A 19,594-nucleotide genomic window follows, 5' to 3' on the forward strand; every position below is an offset into this window, starting at 1 on the left:
CGTTTCTTTGCCTCGAAGAGAGCCTCTCCTTGCATCAAATAAATGCCCTTTTTCTTTGCAAACAATGGTTTTCACTCCCCTCTCCATTCGGAGAGGGGGCGGGGGTGAGGCTGTAGATGGCTGGGGGTGAGGCTGTAGCTAGTTAGGAGTAAGCTTGTAGCAGGCTCTCTTATTAAGCCCCTCTCTCTCTTAAATAGATATACCCTACATCAGAGCTGACGTCAAAAAAAAACGCTAAAAAGTTTGGTCAATTCATTAAAAAGCTATACCTTTGCACTCGCAAAAACGATTTGAGCGCCCTTAGCTCAGCTGGTAGAGCAACTGACTCTTAATCAGTGGGTCTAGGGTTCGAGTCCCTAAGGGCGCACAACTAACAGGTTTTTGACCCAAACCAATCGTTTAGCTTGCGCCCTTAGCTCAGCTGGTAGAGCAACTGACTCTTAATCAGTGGGTCTAGGGTTCGAGTCCCTAAGGGCGCACAAAGAGGATTTCTATTTATTAGAAGTCCTCTTTTTTTATGCTTGCAAAGATGGATATATAAGATTAATGGCGAATTATCCGTAAGATAGAATCACTGAAATATACGAAACAACTCCCTGATGCAGATTTCCACACATATAGAACGACCTTAGAGGAGTGCCGTAGTCAATTCAAGAACAAGTCGATTGCTATCTTAAATTCATTCCCTTTGTTCTTGTATGATTACCTTAAATAAGATTCTAAGATAGCAATGGATGAAAGATAACACTTATCTCTTTCATTATAATAAGATGAATGGTAAGCAGTGGTACAAATGCTGAGAAGTAAGTTTATATACACCTATTATTATATAAACTGACAATTAATAAGATTCTTGAGAATTGATGTTTTCCAGTGGAGAAAAGAGTTGAGCGGAATACGGGAATCGAACCCGCCTCTCAGGCTTGGGAAGCCCGTGCACTACCGATATGCTAATTCCGCAATGGAGCCGATACCCGGACTCGAACCGGGGACCTACGCATTACGAATGCGTTGCTCTACCAACTGAGCCATATCGGCGGTCTTGCAGATGCAAAGATACTGCAAAAAAAACAAACAACCAAATTTTACTTCTTTTTTGTGTAGCATTTTCTATTGTGGATGAAGCAATAATAAGAAGATCATCCAGCGTTCTTTGCAAAGATCCCCTATAGACAACCAAGAGAAAACAATATGCACTTGATGGATATAAGGGGCGAACTATCAGAAACTAATCTACATAAAAGAGGAACTGATACTATACGAAAAGTGAGCTGAAACAGCACCCACAATTACTTGTAGGAGCTGCCCAGCCCACTAACACTTAACAAACTAACCTAATTATTTCTTGATGACTTTCAATGTCTTGTAAGTCTTTCCATTCTTCATTACTTGTACGAAGTAGATACCACGAGCACCACTGATTGCGACATTTACAACCTGTCCTTCTACTGCATCAAACTGGTTGCTCTGTAAGAGTGAACCGGTTGCGCCAAGGATATTTATTGTATAATGACCATTCTCAGCAAAGCGCATGTTCACACTTTCAACAAATGGATTAGGATAAACACTCAAGCCTGTTTGAGCCTCAACAGTAGAGATTCCGTCTGGAATTGCAGTGATATCAACAATCTCATTCACCGTCTTCTCATCTTCACCCCATCCGTTCTTCAACTTCAAGGTAACGTTCTTCTTACCTGGAGCAGCATAGGTTACAACAGCTGTCTTATCACTTTCTGATGAAATTCTGCCATCACCTAATTCCCATGTAGGAGTAGTCTTCACCTCGTATGTTCCAACAACACCTGGGAAACCAAGTACATTGTTGTCTGGTTGTTGGTCTACATAAGCAGCAGTAGAAGTGTTTTCACCACCGCTACCTTCCGTAACTACAACAGAACCATCAAAGTCACGACCAGCAGTACCAAGGTTCTTGAACTTCTTACCATCAACCTCTTCAAAGGTGAAGTAAGCCTTCAAGTTAGAAGGTATTGAACCTTCCTTATAACCCTTCATAGCCTCTAAAACTTCTTCTTTAGACAATGGTTTATCCCATACCTGAACCTCATCAATGACACCATTGAAGCCGCTCTTGTAAACACCACCACCACCAATAAAGATGTCAGCTACCTCATAACTGCGGATACGGTTATCGTTTGAATCCTCACGACGGATAGAGTTTGAGAAGCTGTGACTAGCAACTTCACGACCATTGAAATAAATCTTTTGAATGTTACCATCCGTATGGGTTACAACAATGTGATTCCATACTCCAGGAGTAACACTATATCCCGTAGTCATCACATCCTCATAAGGAATATCATGAGAGGTCCAACCCATCGTATTGAAAGAGACTTCATTCGCTGGGTGGAGAGAACGACCTTGCCACTCAGGACGGATTGTTACCCAAAGATCACCCCAGTTGTTATGTGGCCAACTATCCTTGATTGAGTTCTTATTGATAAGGTTTGTACCCTGCTTATCATGGTTGAAATTATCTGCCTTGAACCACAATGCGTATGAATAAGACTTACCTTTTTGAACATCACCAGGGATTCGGAACATCTTAGGATCGGTGATAACCAAACCATGTGAAGCCATACCCTCACCCAAACGAGCGTCGTAAGTGTAAGAAACAGGCTTTCCTGTTTGCTCTGTTTGCTTATCAGCTGTAAGTGTATTGATGTGAGGAACAGCACCAGTAGCCTCTGGTGTAATCTTCACCTTACCACGTGTTGTGGTTGAATTACCCTGACTATCAACAACAACGAGGTCGTAAGTGCCCTCTTGGTCAACTCTGAATGTAGCACTTGTACCACTTTCTGCGGTTGCTACAGTAGCCCCAGTCACAGCATCTTTCAATATCCATGAGGTAGCAGCAGGCACCATCTCATCAAGATACTTGAGTGTGAATTCCTCTCCTGGCTTGATAACTGGACGGTCAGCAACTACATCGCTCAATGGCTGGTTGTATTCAACTCTCTGGTAAGGAGTCCAAACAATCTCAGAACCCTGCTTGCCATCAGGTGCAACGGCACGTACACCAAAGCGACAATCACGCTTATCGTTGCCTGATACCATAGGTGCATCAACAACATAAGCTGCCCAAGAAGTTGTAGCGGTAAGCAACTGCTGTGGCTGGTCTTTCTGTTGGAAGTAGATTTCATAATACCATGTTCCAACCTCGTCATTATAGGTTTTCTCCCAGTCTGACTCATCTTTTGAAGCATATTGCAACTTGAAGTCACAAGCATTGTAACGACCACGGAGCACCTGTACTTGCTTAATGGTTGGAGTTGCAGTATTGAATAATTGAGTCGAATTACGCAATGCCATCTCACCAACATGGAGCTGGTAATCAGCAGGACTATTCTCTACAACAAGTCCCATCATAGCCACCTTATCACCTGCAGCAAGCCCTAAATCGGAAGCCTTAACGGTGAATGTGCTCCATTTACCTGCTGTCTCTGTAGCTGGTAAATCAACTTGTTTGTAGTCAGTGGTGTGATCCTTCAATGCAACAAAGAGTTTTGCATGAGAATCTGTACCCTTCAATGTCTTATAGGTAACCGAGAACTCATAGTCAGGTTGCACCTCAAGCATGGTCTTAAAGAGCTTCACACGAGAGAAGTCTGTCTGTCCAGAGAGTGACAAACAAGAGCCTCCCCAATAAGCATCATCGAAGGTGAGTTCTGCTTTCACTAGTCCGTTGATGTTGCTTCCATTCACTTCATCATTGCTATCAGTAATCCACCAACGCCATGTTGGCATGAAGTCTTGAGTATTGAGGTTATACCACTTATGATCAAAAGCGACCTGTCCATCCTTGCGGAAACTCAATCCATTACCAAGGTTGAAACGTGAGACAAATGGTATCTGCTGTATGGTTGACTTCGCTGTAAGGAAGGTTGCAAGCCCATGGAAGTTCTTCAGGCTAGAGTTAGCCAACGTACAATTTGTGTTGATACCAGGCAGATAACCAGGGTTGTTATTACCTCCACTGAATATCAATTCTTGCTTCTTTAGATAGGCTTTCTGTATTGCGATGTCTGAAGTTCCATCGTCGGTTGCACTCTGATGGATGAGACTTTGCGAGTGAGCACCCCAAAAGCCAATAGAGATGTCATTGTTCAATAATGCACTCCAGTTGTTATTTCGCAACGCACGTCCTTGTATATCGAAACCTGCATAATAGTCGAAGCTACTTCTACCTAATCTATTAGCAGTGCTGACAGAACCGTTTAGATGCCAATTACCCCAGTTGTAATTAGCAAAGAGCATATCAGTAGCAATGTTGTCCTTATCACCAAAGATCTTCTTGTTATGATCACCTAGACCACCATCAAAGTGAATACTACCACGATCATCTGTACCATCATACCAATGTACTTCGAACTTCCAATCAATCTTCTTTGCCTCTTTGTGACATTCAACGAAGAACTCTGTCAACTGCGTCATCACGTCAGCAGAGGTGTGGAACTCCGAGTTGAAGCCAATTCCATTGATACCATAATACTTCATTAAGCGCACAAATGGTGCCGCATAAATGAACTTTCCACCCTTCTTTTGCGTCAACTTATATAATACACGACTATAGGTATCTGGGCGCCAATTACTTAGATAAACATAAGCACCATAACCTATTGACATTACACAACCTACAGAAACACCATTCTTATGGGCTACATCAGTAAGACCAGCAGACGAACGAATCCATGGAGAAGTCCAGTTTCCATGAATATCAATGTATGACCACAAACTGAAATTATCACCTTCGAAGCAATAACGAGGTAATGCTTTCCACTTAGAGGTAGGATCATCAAGTGGTGTCCAGAGACACATCTTACGTTCTGGATTAACACCTTGACGCACCTGATAGTCACCATCTTTAATGCGCTCCAATGGGCGAACACGAGAGATGTAGAACTGGTCGTCAATAGCACTGACACCTTGTGGCTGTTTCATCTCACCTTTCATCCAGGCTTCTAGATAGTTAGGGAGATCTTCAAACTTGGCGTCCTGAATGTCTAACGGATGTGTTGGGGTGCGCTGTGCAGTAGCACTCAAACAACTAGCTAGAGCCAAGGACGCAAAAAGCGTAAACCTTTTCATAATTTAAATGTTTAGTTAATAATTGGTTTAAGAGATTATTATTTTAGGTTTTTAAGGGGAGTTATTTTGAGAAGTGAAAAGAGTTTTGAGAAGTAAAGGGAGTTACTTTTATTTTATTGGACTCCCCTCACTTCTCAAAAAACATCTTATCTGCAGATTAACTTAACGGTACGAAGTGTCTTTCCATCCTTCTTTACGTTTACAATGTAAACGCCTTGAGCACCAAGATGGAGGCGAACATTATCGGAACCATTGACAGATAGGCTCTTACCAGCTACAAGCTGACCATTTGTAGAGTAGATCTGAACAAGATAGTTACCAGCTGTTTCAATGTCGAGTAATACGTCACGATCAATAGCGTAAACCTTCATGTCAGCAGCCTCAGTGCCGTTGATACCTGTTGGATCAGCCTTCACCTTGATTACCTTGAAGGTACGAGTATCTGAACCATGAGCGTTCTTCAATGTCAAAGTTACCTCATAATCACCTGGTTTAGCATAAGTTAGTTTAGCACTACCAGCGAGGTCGTTACCCTCATGTGACACAATAGTAGCCTTCTTAGCAGTCCACTCTGCTGTAGTCTTTACTTCGAAGTTACCAGAAACGAATGGACTACCAGCATCGTAAGTTGGTTCGTCAGGAATAAGAGCAGAAACGCCCTCACCTTGTCCAGCGCGTAATTCACCATGAGCCAACTTAGCATCACCTACCTTACTTGCGAAGTAGTAGTCACCATCAGCATTGTTCTCAAAGTCCCAATAAGCCTTCAAACCAGCCTCATTAGGATTGGTTGACATCATTGACGCTGTTGCTTCAGCTTCAGAGAGATACTTATTATAGAACTTAACATCATCAATGGTTGCATTCATAGCAGCTGTTTGATGGCGACCAAGACTAATGCCAAGGATGTTAGAATCCCACCAGCCATTATTAGCAAATCTTTGAGGACAGAGACCTGTACCATCAGTACCATAGCTCCAAGTTGTAGCTTCTGCCTGTTTACCATTAATGTAAAGCATTGGCTTGGTTGTTGAGCCATCACCATTCATAGCTAAAGTAAAGTGGGTCCAAGCACCTGGAACGAAGTCAACTTTCCAACGTTGTTTGTACTCTGGAGAGCCACCACCATTCCTAGCACGGAGTGTCAACTCATAGATACCAGTGTTAGGATCGTATGTAGACCACATTGTACCCCAGTTATTCTGTGGCCAGCCAATACCTGGACTACGCATATCAATTATCTGAGTACCACCAGAGAAGCTATTGAACTTCACCCAGAAAGCAAGTGACCAAGGCTGATTGTTGTTTGCCAAACCTAGTTCAGAAACCTTAACGCCAACTGGCTTTTCAAGAGTCTTGATACCTCTTGAACCAGAGCCGTCAGCCTTCTTACCCTCGTACTTCATTGTTACTTGTGCATTTGGAAGAACTTCGATAGAAGTTGTCTGATTATCAGCTGTTAGAGAGTTGATATGAGGAACGGCACCAACAGCTTCAGAAGTAATCTGAATGTAGTTAGAGTATCTTACTTCCTTATCGGTGCGAAGACCATTTTCATTCACCTTACCTGTAAGTACAAGATCATAGAAACCTGTAGCACTTAAACCATCAACATGGATCTTCTTAGATTGATTGCTGGTTTTAACAACTACACCATTATGCTCAATCTTCCAGTCTCCTACTTCATGGCGTGGGTCTACATAAGCAATAGTAAATTCTTCATTAGGCTTGATGACAGATTTGTCAGCCTTGATTTCATCGCTGTAATCGTATCGATTAAAGATATTATGTTGCTCTGTGCCCCATGCTATGTCGCTCTCCTGCTTCATATCAAGAGATACGGCAGAGACACCAAATTTAATAGTACCCTCACCCTCGAAATTAACAGGAACAGAGTAATACATACCAGCCCAAGAGGTTGTAACACCCATTAAGATTGGCTTTTCATTACCCTGTTGTGCCCAGAGTTTGAAGAGAGAAGTCTTCACATCAGTATTGTAGCAAGGCTCGCCTGGACCTTTATCATTAGGCATGTTGAAGATAATCTTACCATCAACACCATTCTGTGCAGAGTGTAACAAAGCTGTAGATACAACCTGTGGCATTTCTGGCTTCTCGAATGTTCCACGTACAATAGAGAACTCGCCAAGATAGAGATTAAGATTGTTTGCATTCTCCATCTTCAATGCAACGAGGGCTAGGTGCTTATTTGCTAAGTTACCATCAACCGTGAAGGTCTTCTCTACCCACTTATCTTCATCTGTCTCATCAGAAACATTCAGAACCTTATAATCATTCTCGGCATTTACATTATCCTTTGTTAGAAGAACCAAAGAAGCATCTGACTTACCAGCCTTTACCTTATAACGGAAGGTAATCTTATCGCCTGCCTTCAACTCAAAGTCTGTCTTGAAGAGGTGGAGATACTCCTTAGGAGTGTTACCAAAGATTCGTACTGTAGAACCACCAAGATATGCATCATCCCATACGAACTCAGCATCCAAACCTGTTCCATCATCTGGGACATCAATAGGTTCACGGCCTAACAACTTCTTAGCAAACCACCAACGCCATGTTGGCAAGTAGTCCTGAACACCTACGTTAGCCCAAGGACGATCGTTCTTACGCTCACCATCATAGTTGAAGAACTTACCATTACCCAAGTTGAAATAGCTGATGAATGGTTCTTCGGCTAGATTCCATGACATGGAACTACGTGCCGTCATCATGGAAGACATACCTGCAAAGTCAAAGTTATCAGCATTGTAATTCAAGCTATTATCAATCTCAAGGTTGTTAACAGGGTTGCGGGAACCGCTTGAGAACCAACGCTCTGTACGCAACATATAGGTACGCTGCTTGGTTTCAGGGTCACTTCCCTTCTCACCACGGCTCTCAAAGAACATGTTCTGAGAGTGAGCACCCCACAAGCCAATAGAGATTGGATAGTTCTTCAACAATGTCCAACGAGACCCCGAGCGTGGCTCACCACCTTGCATATTGATACCTGCATAGATATACAACGGGTCACGACCAATAGACTTCGCTTTATCTACAGATTCTTGTAACAACCATGAATGATTCCAATTGTAATTAAAGAATAGCGAAGCAGCCTCTTTACCAGCCTCACCAAAGATACTCTTATTATTATCTGTCAATCCCTGATCAAAGCTGATATTACCATTCTCTTGTGTACCATCATACCATACATTCTCAAAAATAGGGTTAAGTGACTTCATGGCTTTATTCAGATTGACATGGAAGTCCCGAACTCCTCTCGTGACTCTACCGCGAGAATAATATTCAGAGAACTCTGAATTATAACCAAAACCGTCATAACCATAGTAATTCATGTAGGCAGCAGCCTTGTCAATCTCAACTTTGGAAAGGGTCTCTAAGGCTGTTTTCCAACCACTCTCTAAACCTCCCCAAGGAATACCAGCAACCGAAGATACAGGCACACCATTCTTATGTGCTACGTCCAACAGTGCTGCAGGAATACGACCTAAGCCACAATTCCAGTCTCCCCAGTGAGTTACGTAAGGCCACATTGAGAACACCTCAGAGTCGAAAACACCATCAGGGAGAGCATTCTTGCTAGGCACGTTCCATGGTAACCAAGCGATAAGACGCTTGTCATTCTCTGCTGTAATGTTTGTTCTTACCTGTGTGTCAGGGTTGCGGAAACGCACCTTTGGTTTCACACGAGAGATAAAGAAGTTATCGTCCTCGTTAATCTTTGGATTTGTTTTTGACCAATTCCTTAGTCTATTAGGGAACTGTTGTGACTCAAATCCCCACGAGATGTAGCCTTCCTTCAGTTCCTGCGCCATAAGCGTAGAAGGAGCCAAGAAGCAGCCCAAAAGGAGTAGATTTAATTTCTTCATAAATAACTTAAGTTTTGATTTTTATTAATTAGGTTTTCTTTAAATCACTTGCTTTTACGTCCCCACCATTTATTTCTTAATTATAAGAAAGGTATGGACTTCTTTGTTTTGTATCATGACATGAAACAAGGTTAACCAACTTGTGGTATCCAAGTTGGATAACCTTATTTCGATTCTATTACTTGATTGCTATCTTTTGTGTGCGAATAACATTCTTATTCAACATCTTAACGAGATAAACACCTGGTACTAACTCATTTGTATTAAATGTCTTTGGTTGAACCATACTCTTGATAGTCTGACCATCAGCAGAGAATACCCATGCACGTTCAACATTGTTGAAAACAACCTTACCATCAGTAACAACGACAGAAGAGGCTGCACTAGCGTTAGCTGTTTGGATGTTAGTTGAACCGCCTTCGAGCATCTCTGGCTGCTCAGCTGTACCCTTATCGTGGGTATCAGTCTTACCACCACGAGCAGCATGAGTACCTGTAATGGTTACACCGAAATCGATAGCAAAACCCTTATTGAACTTACCCGTTGGGGTCAAACCACCCTGGAACCATGCATCACAGAATACAAGACGGAGACGACTCTTACCTGGTTTAGCATCTTCTGGAATGGTAAACTCATATTCATTAAGCTGTTGTACTTGTGCTGGCACACCAGAACGTACCTTACCAAAGAATACCACACACTCACCCTCACTAGGATTAGTTGAAAGATTATCTGGGTTGAATTGCTTGTCACCATCAAAGTCCATCCAAGCCTTACCCATGCAGTAACGAAGGTCGTCATGGCTATTATCACGTGCAGGAGTAGCCTCGTAGCCCTTAATCTTCACTTTCACTGTCGCACCCTGTGCCACTTCGAGTTCTTGACTCGTAGCATCAACATAGTTCGTCTCGTTTCCTGCAGGACCGTTAGCAGTATAGTCGATATTCTTTGTACCACCCTCTGTCTGGAACTTCTGAACGTAACGAATCTTCTTCGCAACGTCTGCACCAGCTGCAGCATTGTCGAGTTCAACTGTTCCGTAGCCCTCTTCTTTAGCATTAGGAAGATCTGATTGCTGAGCACGTGGAACCTCTATCCATACTATCTTAGAGTAAGTTTTGAGGTCAGTTCCTACAGAACGAACACCAATAAATGGTCTATCATTTACATCAGTAAACTGTATGTTTGGAATGAGAGTAGCCCATTGTGATGTACGACCAACTTCAGATACGGCACCATCCGGACCATTTTTATAAAGGATTTCGAAGTGATCAATGTTTGCATCATCGTTGTAGATGGTAGGATTATCACCTGGATCTTTATCAATACCCCATACAGCCTTAACAGAAAGAGAGTTTTTAGTCTCTTCTTTTACCTGGACAGTTAGCCCCTTCACATTGGCTGGTGTAGCTGTCACGTCATCATTGATTTCGAGCTTACCAACAAGTACTTTATAATCTGCATCTGGATTATTTACACGCAAACCAATACGCTCAATCTTCTGACCAGCGGTGATATCACTCAATTCAATACTCTTTTCTGTCCAATTGCTGTTATCTGTATTGCCTACTGGATAAACCTTCCATGCTCCATTTACACGTACAATTAAAGAAAGTTTAGAGTCTGTTGTCCCTTCCTTGCCTGTCTTGATAGCCAGCTTTGCAACAACCTTACCCTTAGAAGGAGTGAGGTTAGTCTTATAGAGGACAACGTCTGTCGCACTTGCATTACTTACACCTTTCAAGCTTAAGCAGGCACCACCAGTATAGGCATCCTCATTGGTCAAAGATGGTTGAACTGCTGTGCTTGCCGTCTCAGTACCTGCATCAACAACCAACCAACGATAAGTTGGAACAATGTCTTGACTACTCATGTTGTACCATGACCCTGCTGTTTTCTTACCTTTATAATTATAACGTTCACCATTACCCATATTAAAGTGGGTTGCAAAAGGAAGGTTGCCAGAGATAGCTGTGCGCTCTGGAATCCAAGAAGCAAGACCTGCGAAGGTTCTCAATGGCGGTGTACCACCTTGTGCTTCAACATTATTACCCCTATTGCTAATTGCTGGACGTGATAATGGATTACGATTACCACCAGAGAAAGCACGCTCAAGATACTCTTGATAGTTAGACATACGAGACATTGCGTCACCACCTGTATTATAACTCCAGAAGCGACTTTCTGCATGTTCTCCCCATAGACAGATACCACAACGATTTGCATCTTGGTTGTTAAGACTATTCCAACGCCTGTCCATACTTACTATCCATACACCAGCATAAAGTCCATCAGCAGAGCCCATTGTGCGTTCTGCCTCTTTTACAGACTCTCCCATACTCCAACTGAAGTCGCTGTTGTCGTAATTCAACATTACTTCACAGATACGATTGTCCTTGTCTTGACCCCACATATAACTCGAGTTATAAGAGGTAAGTCTAGAACTCGTTGTATAATACATAATCTTGAAGTCTTTGAAACCTTCAGCTTTCGCAATCTTATAGAGTTCCTTGTGGAAAGCAATATTATCTGCATCCTGATACTTATTTGTGCTTTCCCAGTTATAGTTGATACCATCGAAACCAAGGAAGCGCATGCAGTTGATGATAGGATGCGTATAGCGGAAGCTACCATCGCTATTACGAGTCATGATAAAGCTTGCCCAACTGTTAGCAGCTCCACCCGTTGTATGATCGAAGAACTTAATACCAGCGAAGATGCTTGTACCATTGCGGTGAGCAGCATCAGCCCATGAACCTGGTGCTTGAAAAAGTCCGTAGTTCCAGGCACCAAACAGGTTGGTATAGTTCCACATAGAGAAGTTATCGTTCGCAAAAGTATTCGAAGGATAACCACCGAGGTTCTTTCCTGCACCACCAGGAATATTCATAAAGAGGTTACGATTCTCATATGTTCCTGGAAGAAGACGGTCAGCACGAGACTCAATAGTACGTTTCTTCACGTGAGAACGAATAAATTCTACTTCATCTTTAATACCCCATGCCTCTAAATCAGCGTCTGTTGGATATTTCTTTCCTTGGTCTATGAGCTGTGCAAAATGGTCTAACAAGGTCTGATCACTGAGCTTAGAAAGATCATAAACCTGGGTTGAAGAGGTAGAAGAATAGGTTTGTGCATGAGCTCCTATAGGTGCCATCGTCATCATTGCAGCTATAAGCCATGCATTAAGAGTAATTTTTTTATTCATATAATTTAGGTTTTGTTATTAGTGTTCGATAGATTTAGTTCCTGGCAGAGAGTAGGTTAAGACTCTCTGCCAGAATATTATCTCAGAATAACGAGACAATTAGAAGTTAGGAGTTAGTCTATCCCAGAAGAGGCGAGTTGCCATCTTGTCTGGACCGCCCAATGCTGGAATACCAGTGTTATCAACATCTTGCTTTGTAGCAATGTCGCTTGTTCCAGGGAATGGCAGACGGCGCATGATATCACCAGGAACTAAACTACCATCAGCCTCATCGATGTTCAATACTGGCAACATACGTGGGAAACCAGTACGACGAAGGTCTACCCATGCTTCGAAACCATTAGGATAAGTAGCGAGATACTTCTGTGTGATTATCTTCTCCAACTTAGTTTCCTGAGAGTCACCATCGTTCCACTTTACACCAATATGAATAGGTGACGCAGCATCAGGAGTATCACCCGTAGGATCTTTATAAACGTAAGCAACAGGGTTCTCTTGCTCCATGTACTGATGAATCCATGCATCATACCAGTTCACATTCCCCTGACCATTAGGTCCTTCACCATCCATAGACTTCATTTCTGGGTCTTCACAATTACCATGGAGAATACCTTCTTCATAGAAGTGTTGTGCTGTTCCTCCCATATTCCAACCACGAAGTGCACCTTCAGCACGTAAGAAGCATACCTCTGCATACTTCATGAGATAGAGTGGTGCAGCATTGAAGTATTGTTCATTCAACTTACTGAAAGCAATGTATTGATTCTCATCATAACCCTGACCTTCACCAGGATGTGTACCCGTGCGGATACCACAAATACGGCTTTCTGCAGGTGTTGTCTCACCAGTCTTATTGTTCTTGATAACGTTGTCATTCTTCTTGAAGAGATATTTCAACCAAGGATGATTGAAGGTCTTTAAGGTTATCTCCATTGTAGCACTCATTCGGCTATCACCCCAGTTCTCAACTCCTGGTAATGGATTACTGAATCCCATCACACCTGGACGTATAGAAACACTCTGTGCTTCATTCTCAATAACGCCATCAGCAACAGCCTCTTCAGCCAACTTCTGTGCACGAACAGGGTCACTCTTAACCATGTGCATTGCAATACGTAGCTTTAGAGAGTTTGCGTAACGCGCCCACTCTTTCAATGTTCCATCAGCTGCACCACCATCGGACATTACTACAAAACGATCTACGAAAGCCTCTTTGATTTTCTGCTTGTACGCAGCTGGCTTTTGATCGAAGTAATGGAAACATGCGATAGCAGTGTCGAGGTTGGCAATAACATCATTATAAACATCCTCCACCTTATTATATGTATAAGGACCAACTTGCAAGTTTGTCTTCAACTCACGATATGGCATTGGACCATAAACATCAGCTACCTCAACAGCTTGCTGATTGAAGAGTGTAAGATAAGCAGCCTTCAACTCTGGAACAGCGTTTACCTTCTCGTTATTCAAGATAGGCACAAGACTTGTCTTCATCTCAGTGAATGAACCCCATGCACCACCATAACACTTTTGATCAATAGCGTAAGATGATGCCAAACGAATCTTTGAATACTGGAAGAAAGTATGTGGGACAACTGAATACTCAGCATAATTATCAACACCTAGAGAGTATTGATACTGATAAGCATGTGGACCTGGGTTCTCACCATTCTTACCACCACGCATAGAGAACTGTCCACCAACTCCTGCATCAAGCAAGTCTTGCATAGCATTCAAAGCAGCATCAGCCGCAGCTGCATCAGTAGCCTGTCGGAAAGGAATGTTGTCTACATCGCCACGACTCGTCACCTTCTCAACGTTCTTAGTAGTTGAATTAAACTCATCGCCTGGGTTATCATAGTCAAGACATGACTGCAAACCCAATGTTGGCAATGCCATCGCCATGAGTACAATTATATGTTTACTTTTCATTACTTTAATTCTTTAGATTGTTATTTAATAGATTTACTATATTGTGATAGAGCTGGAGTAAAGGTATTGGAGACTCACGCAAAGGACATCACTCATTACATGAGGTACTACACATGAGTATTGATATTTAGTTCAAATCTCCTAATCCCTTTAACTCCTTTAACTCCTCAAAAACTAGAAGTTTGCCTTCAAAGAGAAACCGAATGAGCGTGATGATGGCATATTGAAGCTCTCAAATGCTCCGAGACCATTCTGTGTAGAAAGTGATACATCTGGGTCTGTTGGTGCATCCTTATAAAGGAAGAACAAGTTACGAGCAATGAATGAGACTGTCAAATTACGATTCATACCAAAGACATCACGGAAGGTGTAACCCAATGATAGCTCACGGAGACGGAAGTTCGTACCGCTATACAAGTAGCTTGAAGGATTGCTTGAAGCTCCCAATGCTTGATAGTAAGCTTGAATAGGAACAATGCGACCACTACCATCATTCAATGCCATTCCTGGAACATTACCATAATCAGCAGCTACGATATTATTCTTCTCTGCTGCTAGACGTGCATCTGCTGTACGCTGTGAAGCACCAATATAATCAAGATAAGATTCTGTCAAAGAGAAGACCTTACCACCAATACGACCATTGATAAGTACCGAGAGTTGGAAGTCTTTATAGTTGAAAGTATTGGTCCAACCCATCTGCCACTTAGAATTCATATTACCAAGATAACGATCATTTGAACCTGTCTTGTCAAATGTTGGCTCACCCTTAGCTGTCAAGACGATATGACCATCGGCATCACGCATAAAGTCTCCAGCGTAAATATCGCCAATAGAGCCACCCTTCTGGTAAACAACTTTAGCCTCACCTACTGTCTGCTGATATTTACGAGATGTTCCGTCCTTATCATATCCAGTCTCAAGAATCTCGTTATCATTAAATGAGAGGTTGTAAGAAGTGCGCCAACGAAGGTCTCTTCCAAACTTGAAATCGTAACCAATAGTGGTCTCAAAACCGGTATTACGAACCTTTGCTGAGTTCAACAACTCTGTATTACCACCAAGAGAACCCAACTCCATGTAGAGATGTCTTACCACCGTATTATAGAAGGTGAAGTCGAAACTCAAACGATTATTGAGGAATAATGACTCAATACCTGTCTCGAATGAACCTGTCTCCTCTGGTACTGGAGCAAAGTCAAGCAACTTGTTACCAGAAAGAGCACCTGTCTGGAGGTTACGACTCATTGCGCCATAAGCTTTGTTTGGAATAGAGTTACCTACAGAAGAGTAAGAAACACGATATTTCAAGAAGTTAAACCAATCTGGTAACTTCACCAACTGACTTACGATAGCGTTGGCACCAACACCGAAGTAACCATAGTTATCGGTATCAATCTTGCCCAACTGCTTGAAGTAACGGAATGGACGATACCAGTCACGACGATAAGAAGCATCGAAATAAATGGTCTCTTTCCAACCTAATTGTGCTGTAAAGAGATAAGAACGATCCCAGTTAGAACTCTTTGAAGTATTTGTCACGCCATAGCCACCTGCACTGGTCTCAAAGTAGTTGACCATTGTTGGGAGCTTACGCATAAGACGATCATAGTATGTTGCTACTGCATCTGTTCCCTTTGTTTCGCCCTTAATAGTATGACCAACAAAACCTGCTGTTGCAGAAACAGAGTAGTCTCCAAAGGTTTTGTTATATGATAAGAGGTAATCAGTGTAGAATTCTGTTGTCTTCTCATCTGAATCCCAGAGGCGACCATAGTCTTCCATAGATGCTGGAAGGAACGTGGTAGCATAACGTGTTGCGTGGTTCTTAAAGCGAAGTTGACTATAGTTAACACGTGCTTGGAATGTCAAACCATCATAGATATCAACATTTGCTTGCAATGTACCAAACAATCTACTTTCATTCTGCTGGCTATTCCCCATGTTCAACAACCAATATGGATTGTTATTAGGGTGTGATAAGAATGCCCATTCCTGCTGTGGACCAGTTAAGGTAGTACGCTGTCCTGCTGCCCAAGAGAAGTTTGAGCCATTCAACTTATAATATGAAGCTGGGTTTGACAACCACTTTCCTTCTGCATTCACGTAATGGTCACGATAATAATTCATATCTAGGTTCTGTGGTGCAGTGTATAGATGATACAATGGGTTACCAACAGTACCACCACCAGGACGATTTCTTGTCTTCGTCTCTGTGTAGCTCATTGAAGCATCAATATGTAGACGCTTAAAGAAGTTATAGGTCTGACGGAAGCTGATAGAGTTACGATTGTATGAGTTATTACGCATCATACCTGTTGCGTGGCTATTAGCAACTGACACATAGGTACGTGCCGTCTCTGTTCCACCTGATAGTGAGAGAGAGTTATTGGTGGTTACACCTGTACGGAAGAAATTGTCTACATCGTTTACTGTGCGATTACGCAAGTGTACATCATGACGGCGAGCCATGATAGCAACGCCCGAAGCATCTGTTCCTATCTGCTCTGGTTCGTAACCTACCCAACGATCATCCAATGGAGAACGAACGATGAGGTCGTTATCAGCACGATCTGCGACTTTACCTCCCCAGTTGTTCAATGACAATGCACCTGTTGCTGGATCGTATGTTGAACCGTATGTCTTTTGAATCTTTGGTGTCAACAATGGACTATCGAAAGTAATGTTAGATGTAACATTGATATCCACCTTTCCTTCACGACCACGCTTCGTTGTAATCATGACAACACCATTGGCTGCACGCGAACCATATAGCGCAGCAGCATTAGCACCCTTGAGGACGTTGATTGATTCGATATCATCTGGGTTAATCAATGATAATGGGTCAGAACCTTCGGACATACCTGTTGAACCGAAGCCTTCACCACTCATACCCTGCTGACCACGGATACCATTACTCATTGGCACACCATCAACAACGATCAATGGCGAACTATTACCAAGGATAGAACGATTACCACGAAGTACAATCTTCGATGCACCACCAGCACCACCAGCACTTGGTGTAATCGTGATACCAGCAACCTTACCCTCAAGAGAGTTTGCAGCATTAGGATCTTGAACCTTCATAAGATCCTCAGCCTTTACTTGCTGGGTTGCATAAGTAAGTGATTTCTCCTTTCTCATGATACCCATTGCGGTCACAACAACCTCATTCATGGTGTTGGTCTCTTCTTTCATTGAAACATCAATGGTAGACTTACCAGCCACAGGGATGGTTTGTGCCGTATAACCAACATACGAGAACACTAGCTTTGCATTAGGTGTAGTGTTGAGAACAAAGTTACCATCAATGTCGGTAACAGTACCATTTGTACTTCCCTCAACCATTACAGTCGCACCAATAAGCGGCTCTCCTGTTGAGTCAACAACTTTACCCGTCACTTTGTGATTACCATTCTGCTGTACAGACTGCACAGAGGTTGCATGATTGCCACCAGGGTTAGCATAAACACTTGTCGCTGATAACGACAATGCGAACGCAAAAGCCGCTGAGAAATACAGGTGCTTTTGCTTTGATTCCTTAAAGATTTTCATCAGGTTTAGGTTTTTAAACATATTATTTTTATACCTTGTTTTAATTGTTCAGATGGAGGATACAAACACTTCTGTAAGACATCTGCAGTTGTGCTCGATGATATTACACCTTATTATATATATGGAATTGATAGGTTTCAAATTCTCAACTTATATTATAGGTACAACACTTTCCAATTTAGGTCTTGCTCGCATCAAGTCTTCCTCAGACTTGTTACCTCTTCTTGCATCCATCTATATTTATGTTGGAAACAGCATCTTCCCTTCATAATAATAGGCTGACTGTCAAAGAGATAATCATAACACCATATTGTTTAGATAGGTTTATTTAATCCTCACACGTACAAAATTAACAAAATAATAGTAATTACAACACATAATCTTACCGCTTTTAAGCATTATAAGTATTTTTAACTATTCCATAAGAAACAATGAGGTAAGATTAAAAGAAGGCTCCTCTCCCCTCCTTCCATTAAATGACAAAGGAAGTGGACAGACTTGCAAGGCACGAAAACATTTATTTATAAGCCTATGCTAGATATATAATAACACACGGAAAACACAGGAAAGTAGGAAGCAAAGCACCGTACCACATACATGCCAACAACCCCTACCTCCTATCAACCTTACGTTTTTTTATATAATTTCTGTGAATTTATTGAAGAAGTAGAGATTATTGTTTAACTTTGCAGAGATAATTTATAGCATAAGCAAAGGGCGTATGTTACGACTAAGGATGAGCTGATTCAGATTCAAGACAAGCGAAATCTTGAAATGAGGTAAATACTAGTTATAGGCATAACGACCTAAAAACATGTGTTTTATGAAGCGGATAACAAATCTTATTCTCCTATTAGCTGTATTGCTATGGGGGTGTCAATCAAAGAAAGCTGAGCAGCAAACGAATGTCGTTTACACGTCTACAACGCCATTAGTTTCTGATGTTAGTCTTCCGCAAAGTTATGTGGCTAACATCCAATCTAAGCGTAACATTGAGGTTCGTTCACAGCAAGAAGGAATCTTACAGCAAGTCTTTGTTAGTGAAGGACAGATGGTTCATGCTGGTCAACCCTTGTTTCGTATTGCCATCGTGGGCGAAGATGAGGAGATTGAGAAAGCTCGTTCTGCACAAGAACAAGCTGAGATTGATTTGCAAAACACAAGTAGACTAACCGACAACAACATTATTTCCCCTAATGCAAAGCGCATGGCAAAAGCAAAGCTGCAGTCTGCCAGTGCAGATTATAAGCTAGCCGTATTGCATAAGAAGTTAGCTCTTATCCGCGCACCCTTTACAGGTGTCTTAGGGAGAATACCGCAAAAGGTGGGTAGTTTCATTCAACAAGATGACCTATTGACAACGCTCTCTGATAACTCACAAATGCAAGTCTACTTCAACATCTCAGAGACTGACTACCTTGATTTTCAGCAACACCCCGACCTTTACACACAGTTACCTCTGAAGCTATTGTTGGCTAATGGCAGTACATTCCCAGCCCAAGGACATATCAAGGACATCTCTGGACAATTCGACAATGCCACTGGAACCATCTCTGTTCGCTCTCTCTTTGCTAATCCAAAGGGGCTTTTACGTAACGGACAGACTGGAACTGTACAGCTACTCGTGCGTAAGAATCATGCAATGATTATCCCTCAAGAGGCTGTCTATGAGTTGCAAGACCGCAAATATGTCTTTGTTATTGATAAAAACAACGTTATTCACCAACGCCAAATACAAATTGCAGCGGAGGCAACAGGCATTTACGTCATTGCATCAGGGCTCAACGCCTCTGATCATTACCTGACAGATGGTATACAGAAGGTCAACGATGGCGATCGTGTTCGCACTCGTTTTGTTAATCCCCGACAAGCAATAAAGTCAAACGAAATCACTATTTAA

Annotated in this window: 6 protein-coding genes and 4 tRNA genes; 3 read left to right on the plus strand and 7 right to left on the minus strand. The window is 42.2% G+C overall.

From position 1 onward, the window contains the following. Positions 1–294 precede the first annotated feature (294 nt). Positions 295–367 (plus strand) — tRNA-Lys (locus F0475_RS05430). 39 nt (positions 368–406) lie between these two features. After that, positions 407–479: transfer RNA gene (locus F0475_RS05435), tRNA-Lys, on the plus strand. Between the two features lie 410 nt (positions 480–889). Here the strand turns inward: F0475_RS05435 and F0475_RS05440 are convergent. From F0475_RS05440 to F0475_RS05470, 7 genes are all read right to left on the minus strand, one after another. Then, a tRNA-Gly gene (locus F0475_RS05440) sits at positions 890–960 on the minus strand. 2 nt (positions 961–962) lie between these two features. Then, positions 963–1,038 (minus strand) — tRNA-Thr (locus tag F0475_RS05445). A gap of 300 nt (positions 1,039–1,338) precedes the next feature. Next, the gene (locus tag F0475_RS05450; protein ID WP_155715819.1) at positions 1,339–5,109 is read right to left on the minus strand and encodes an endo-beta-N-acetylglucosaminidase; all 3,771 of its coding nucleotides are present in this window, start codon (positions 5,107–5,109) and stop codon (positions 1,339–1,341) included. Positions 5,110–5,255: 146 nt separating this feature from the next. Beyond that, complete coding sequence (locus F0475_RS05455) at positions 5,256–8,996, minus strand: endo-beta-N-acetylglucosaminidase (RefSeq protein ID WP_155715820.1); 3,741 nt, start codon at positions 8,994–8,996, stop codon at positions 5,256–5,258. Between the two features lie 178 nt (positions 8,997–9,174). Further along, on the minus strand, positions 9,175–12,204 hold the full coding sequence (locus F0475_RS05460; RefSeq protein ID WP_155715821.1) for a GEVED domain-containing protein: 3,030 nt from the start codon (positions 12,202–12,204) through the stop codon (positions 9,175–9,177). Between the two features lie 99 nt (positions 12,205–12,303). Then, a complete protein-coding gene (locus F0475_RS05465) occupies positions 12,304–14,136 on the minus strand; it encodes a SusD/RagB family nutrient-binding outer membrane lipoprotein (RefSeq protein ID WP_155715822.1) in 1,833 nt (610 codons plus the stop codon). Between the two features lie 174 nt (positions 14,137–14,310). Continuing rightward, positions 14,311–17,694, minus strand: a complete 3,384-nt coding sequence (locus F0475_RS05470; protein WP_155715823.1) for a SusC/RagA family TonB-linked outer membrane protein — start codon at positions 17,692–17,694, stop codon at positions 14,311–14,313. Positions 17,695–18,517: 823 nt separating this feature from the next. On the opposite strand from F0475_RS05470, the gene F0475_RS05475 reads away from it, so the two are divergent. Further along, entirely contained in the window at positions 18,518–19,594 is a 1,077-nt protein-coding gene (locus tag F0475_RS05475; RefSeq protein ID WP_155715824.1) for an efflux RND transporter periplasmic adaptor subunit, read from the plus strand.

Origin of the sequence: Prevotella vespertina (genome assembly GCF_009728485.1) — a bacterium.
GTDB lineage: Bacteria > Bacteroidota > Bacteroidia > Bacteroidales > Bacteroidaceae > Prevotella > Prevotella vespertina.

Coding starts and splice junctions, on each gene's coding strand:
- F0475_RS05465 (WP_155715822.1), bottom strand. CDS start 14,136: ATGAAAAGTAAACATATAATTGTACTCATGGCGATGGCATTGCCAACA.
- F0475_RS05455 (WP_155715820.1), bottom strand. CDS start 8,996: ATGAAGAAATTAAATCTACTCCTTTTGGGCTGCTTCTTGGCTCCTTCT.
- F0475_RS05450 (WP_155715819.1), bottom strand. CDS start 5,109: ATGAAAAGGTTTACGCTTTTTGCGTCCTTGGCTCTAGCTAGTTGTTTG.
- F0475_RS05460 (WP_155715821.1), bottom strand. CDS start 12,204: ATGAATAAAAAAATTACTCTTAATGCATGGCTTATAGCTGCAATGATG.
- F0475_RS05475 (WP_155715824.1), top strand. CDS start 18,518: ATGAAGCGGATAACAAATCTTATTCTCCTATTAGCTGTATTGCTATGG.
- F0475_RS05470 (WP_155715823.1), bottom strand. CDS start 17,694: ATGAAAATCTTTAAGGAATCAAAGCAAAAGCACCTGTATTTCTCAGCG.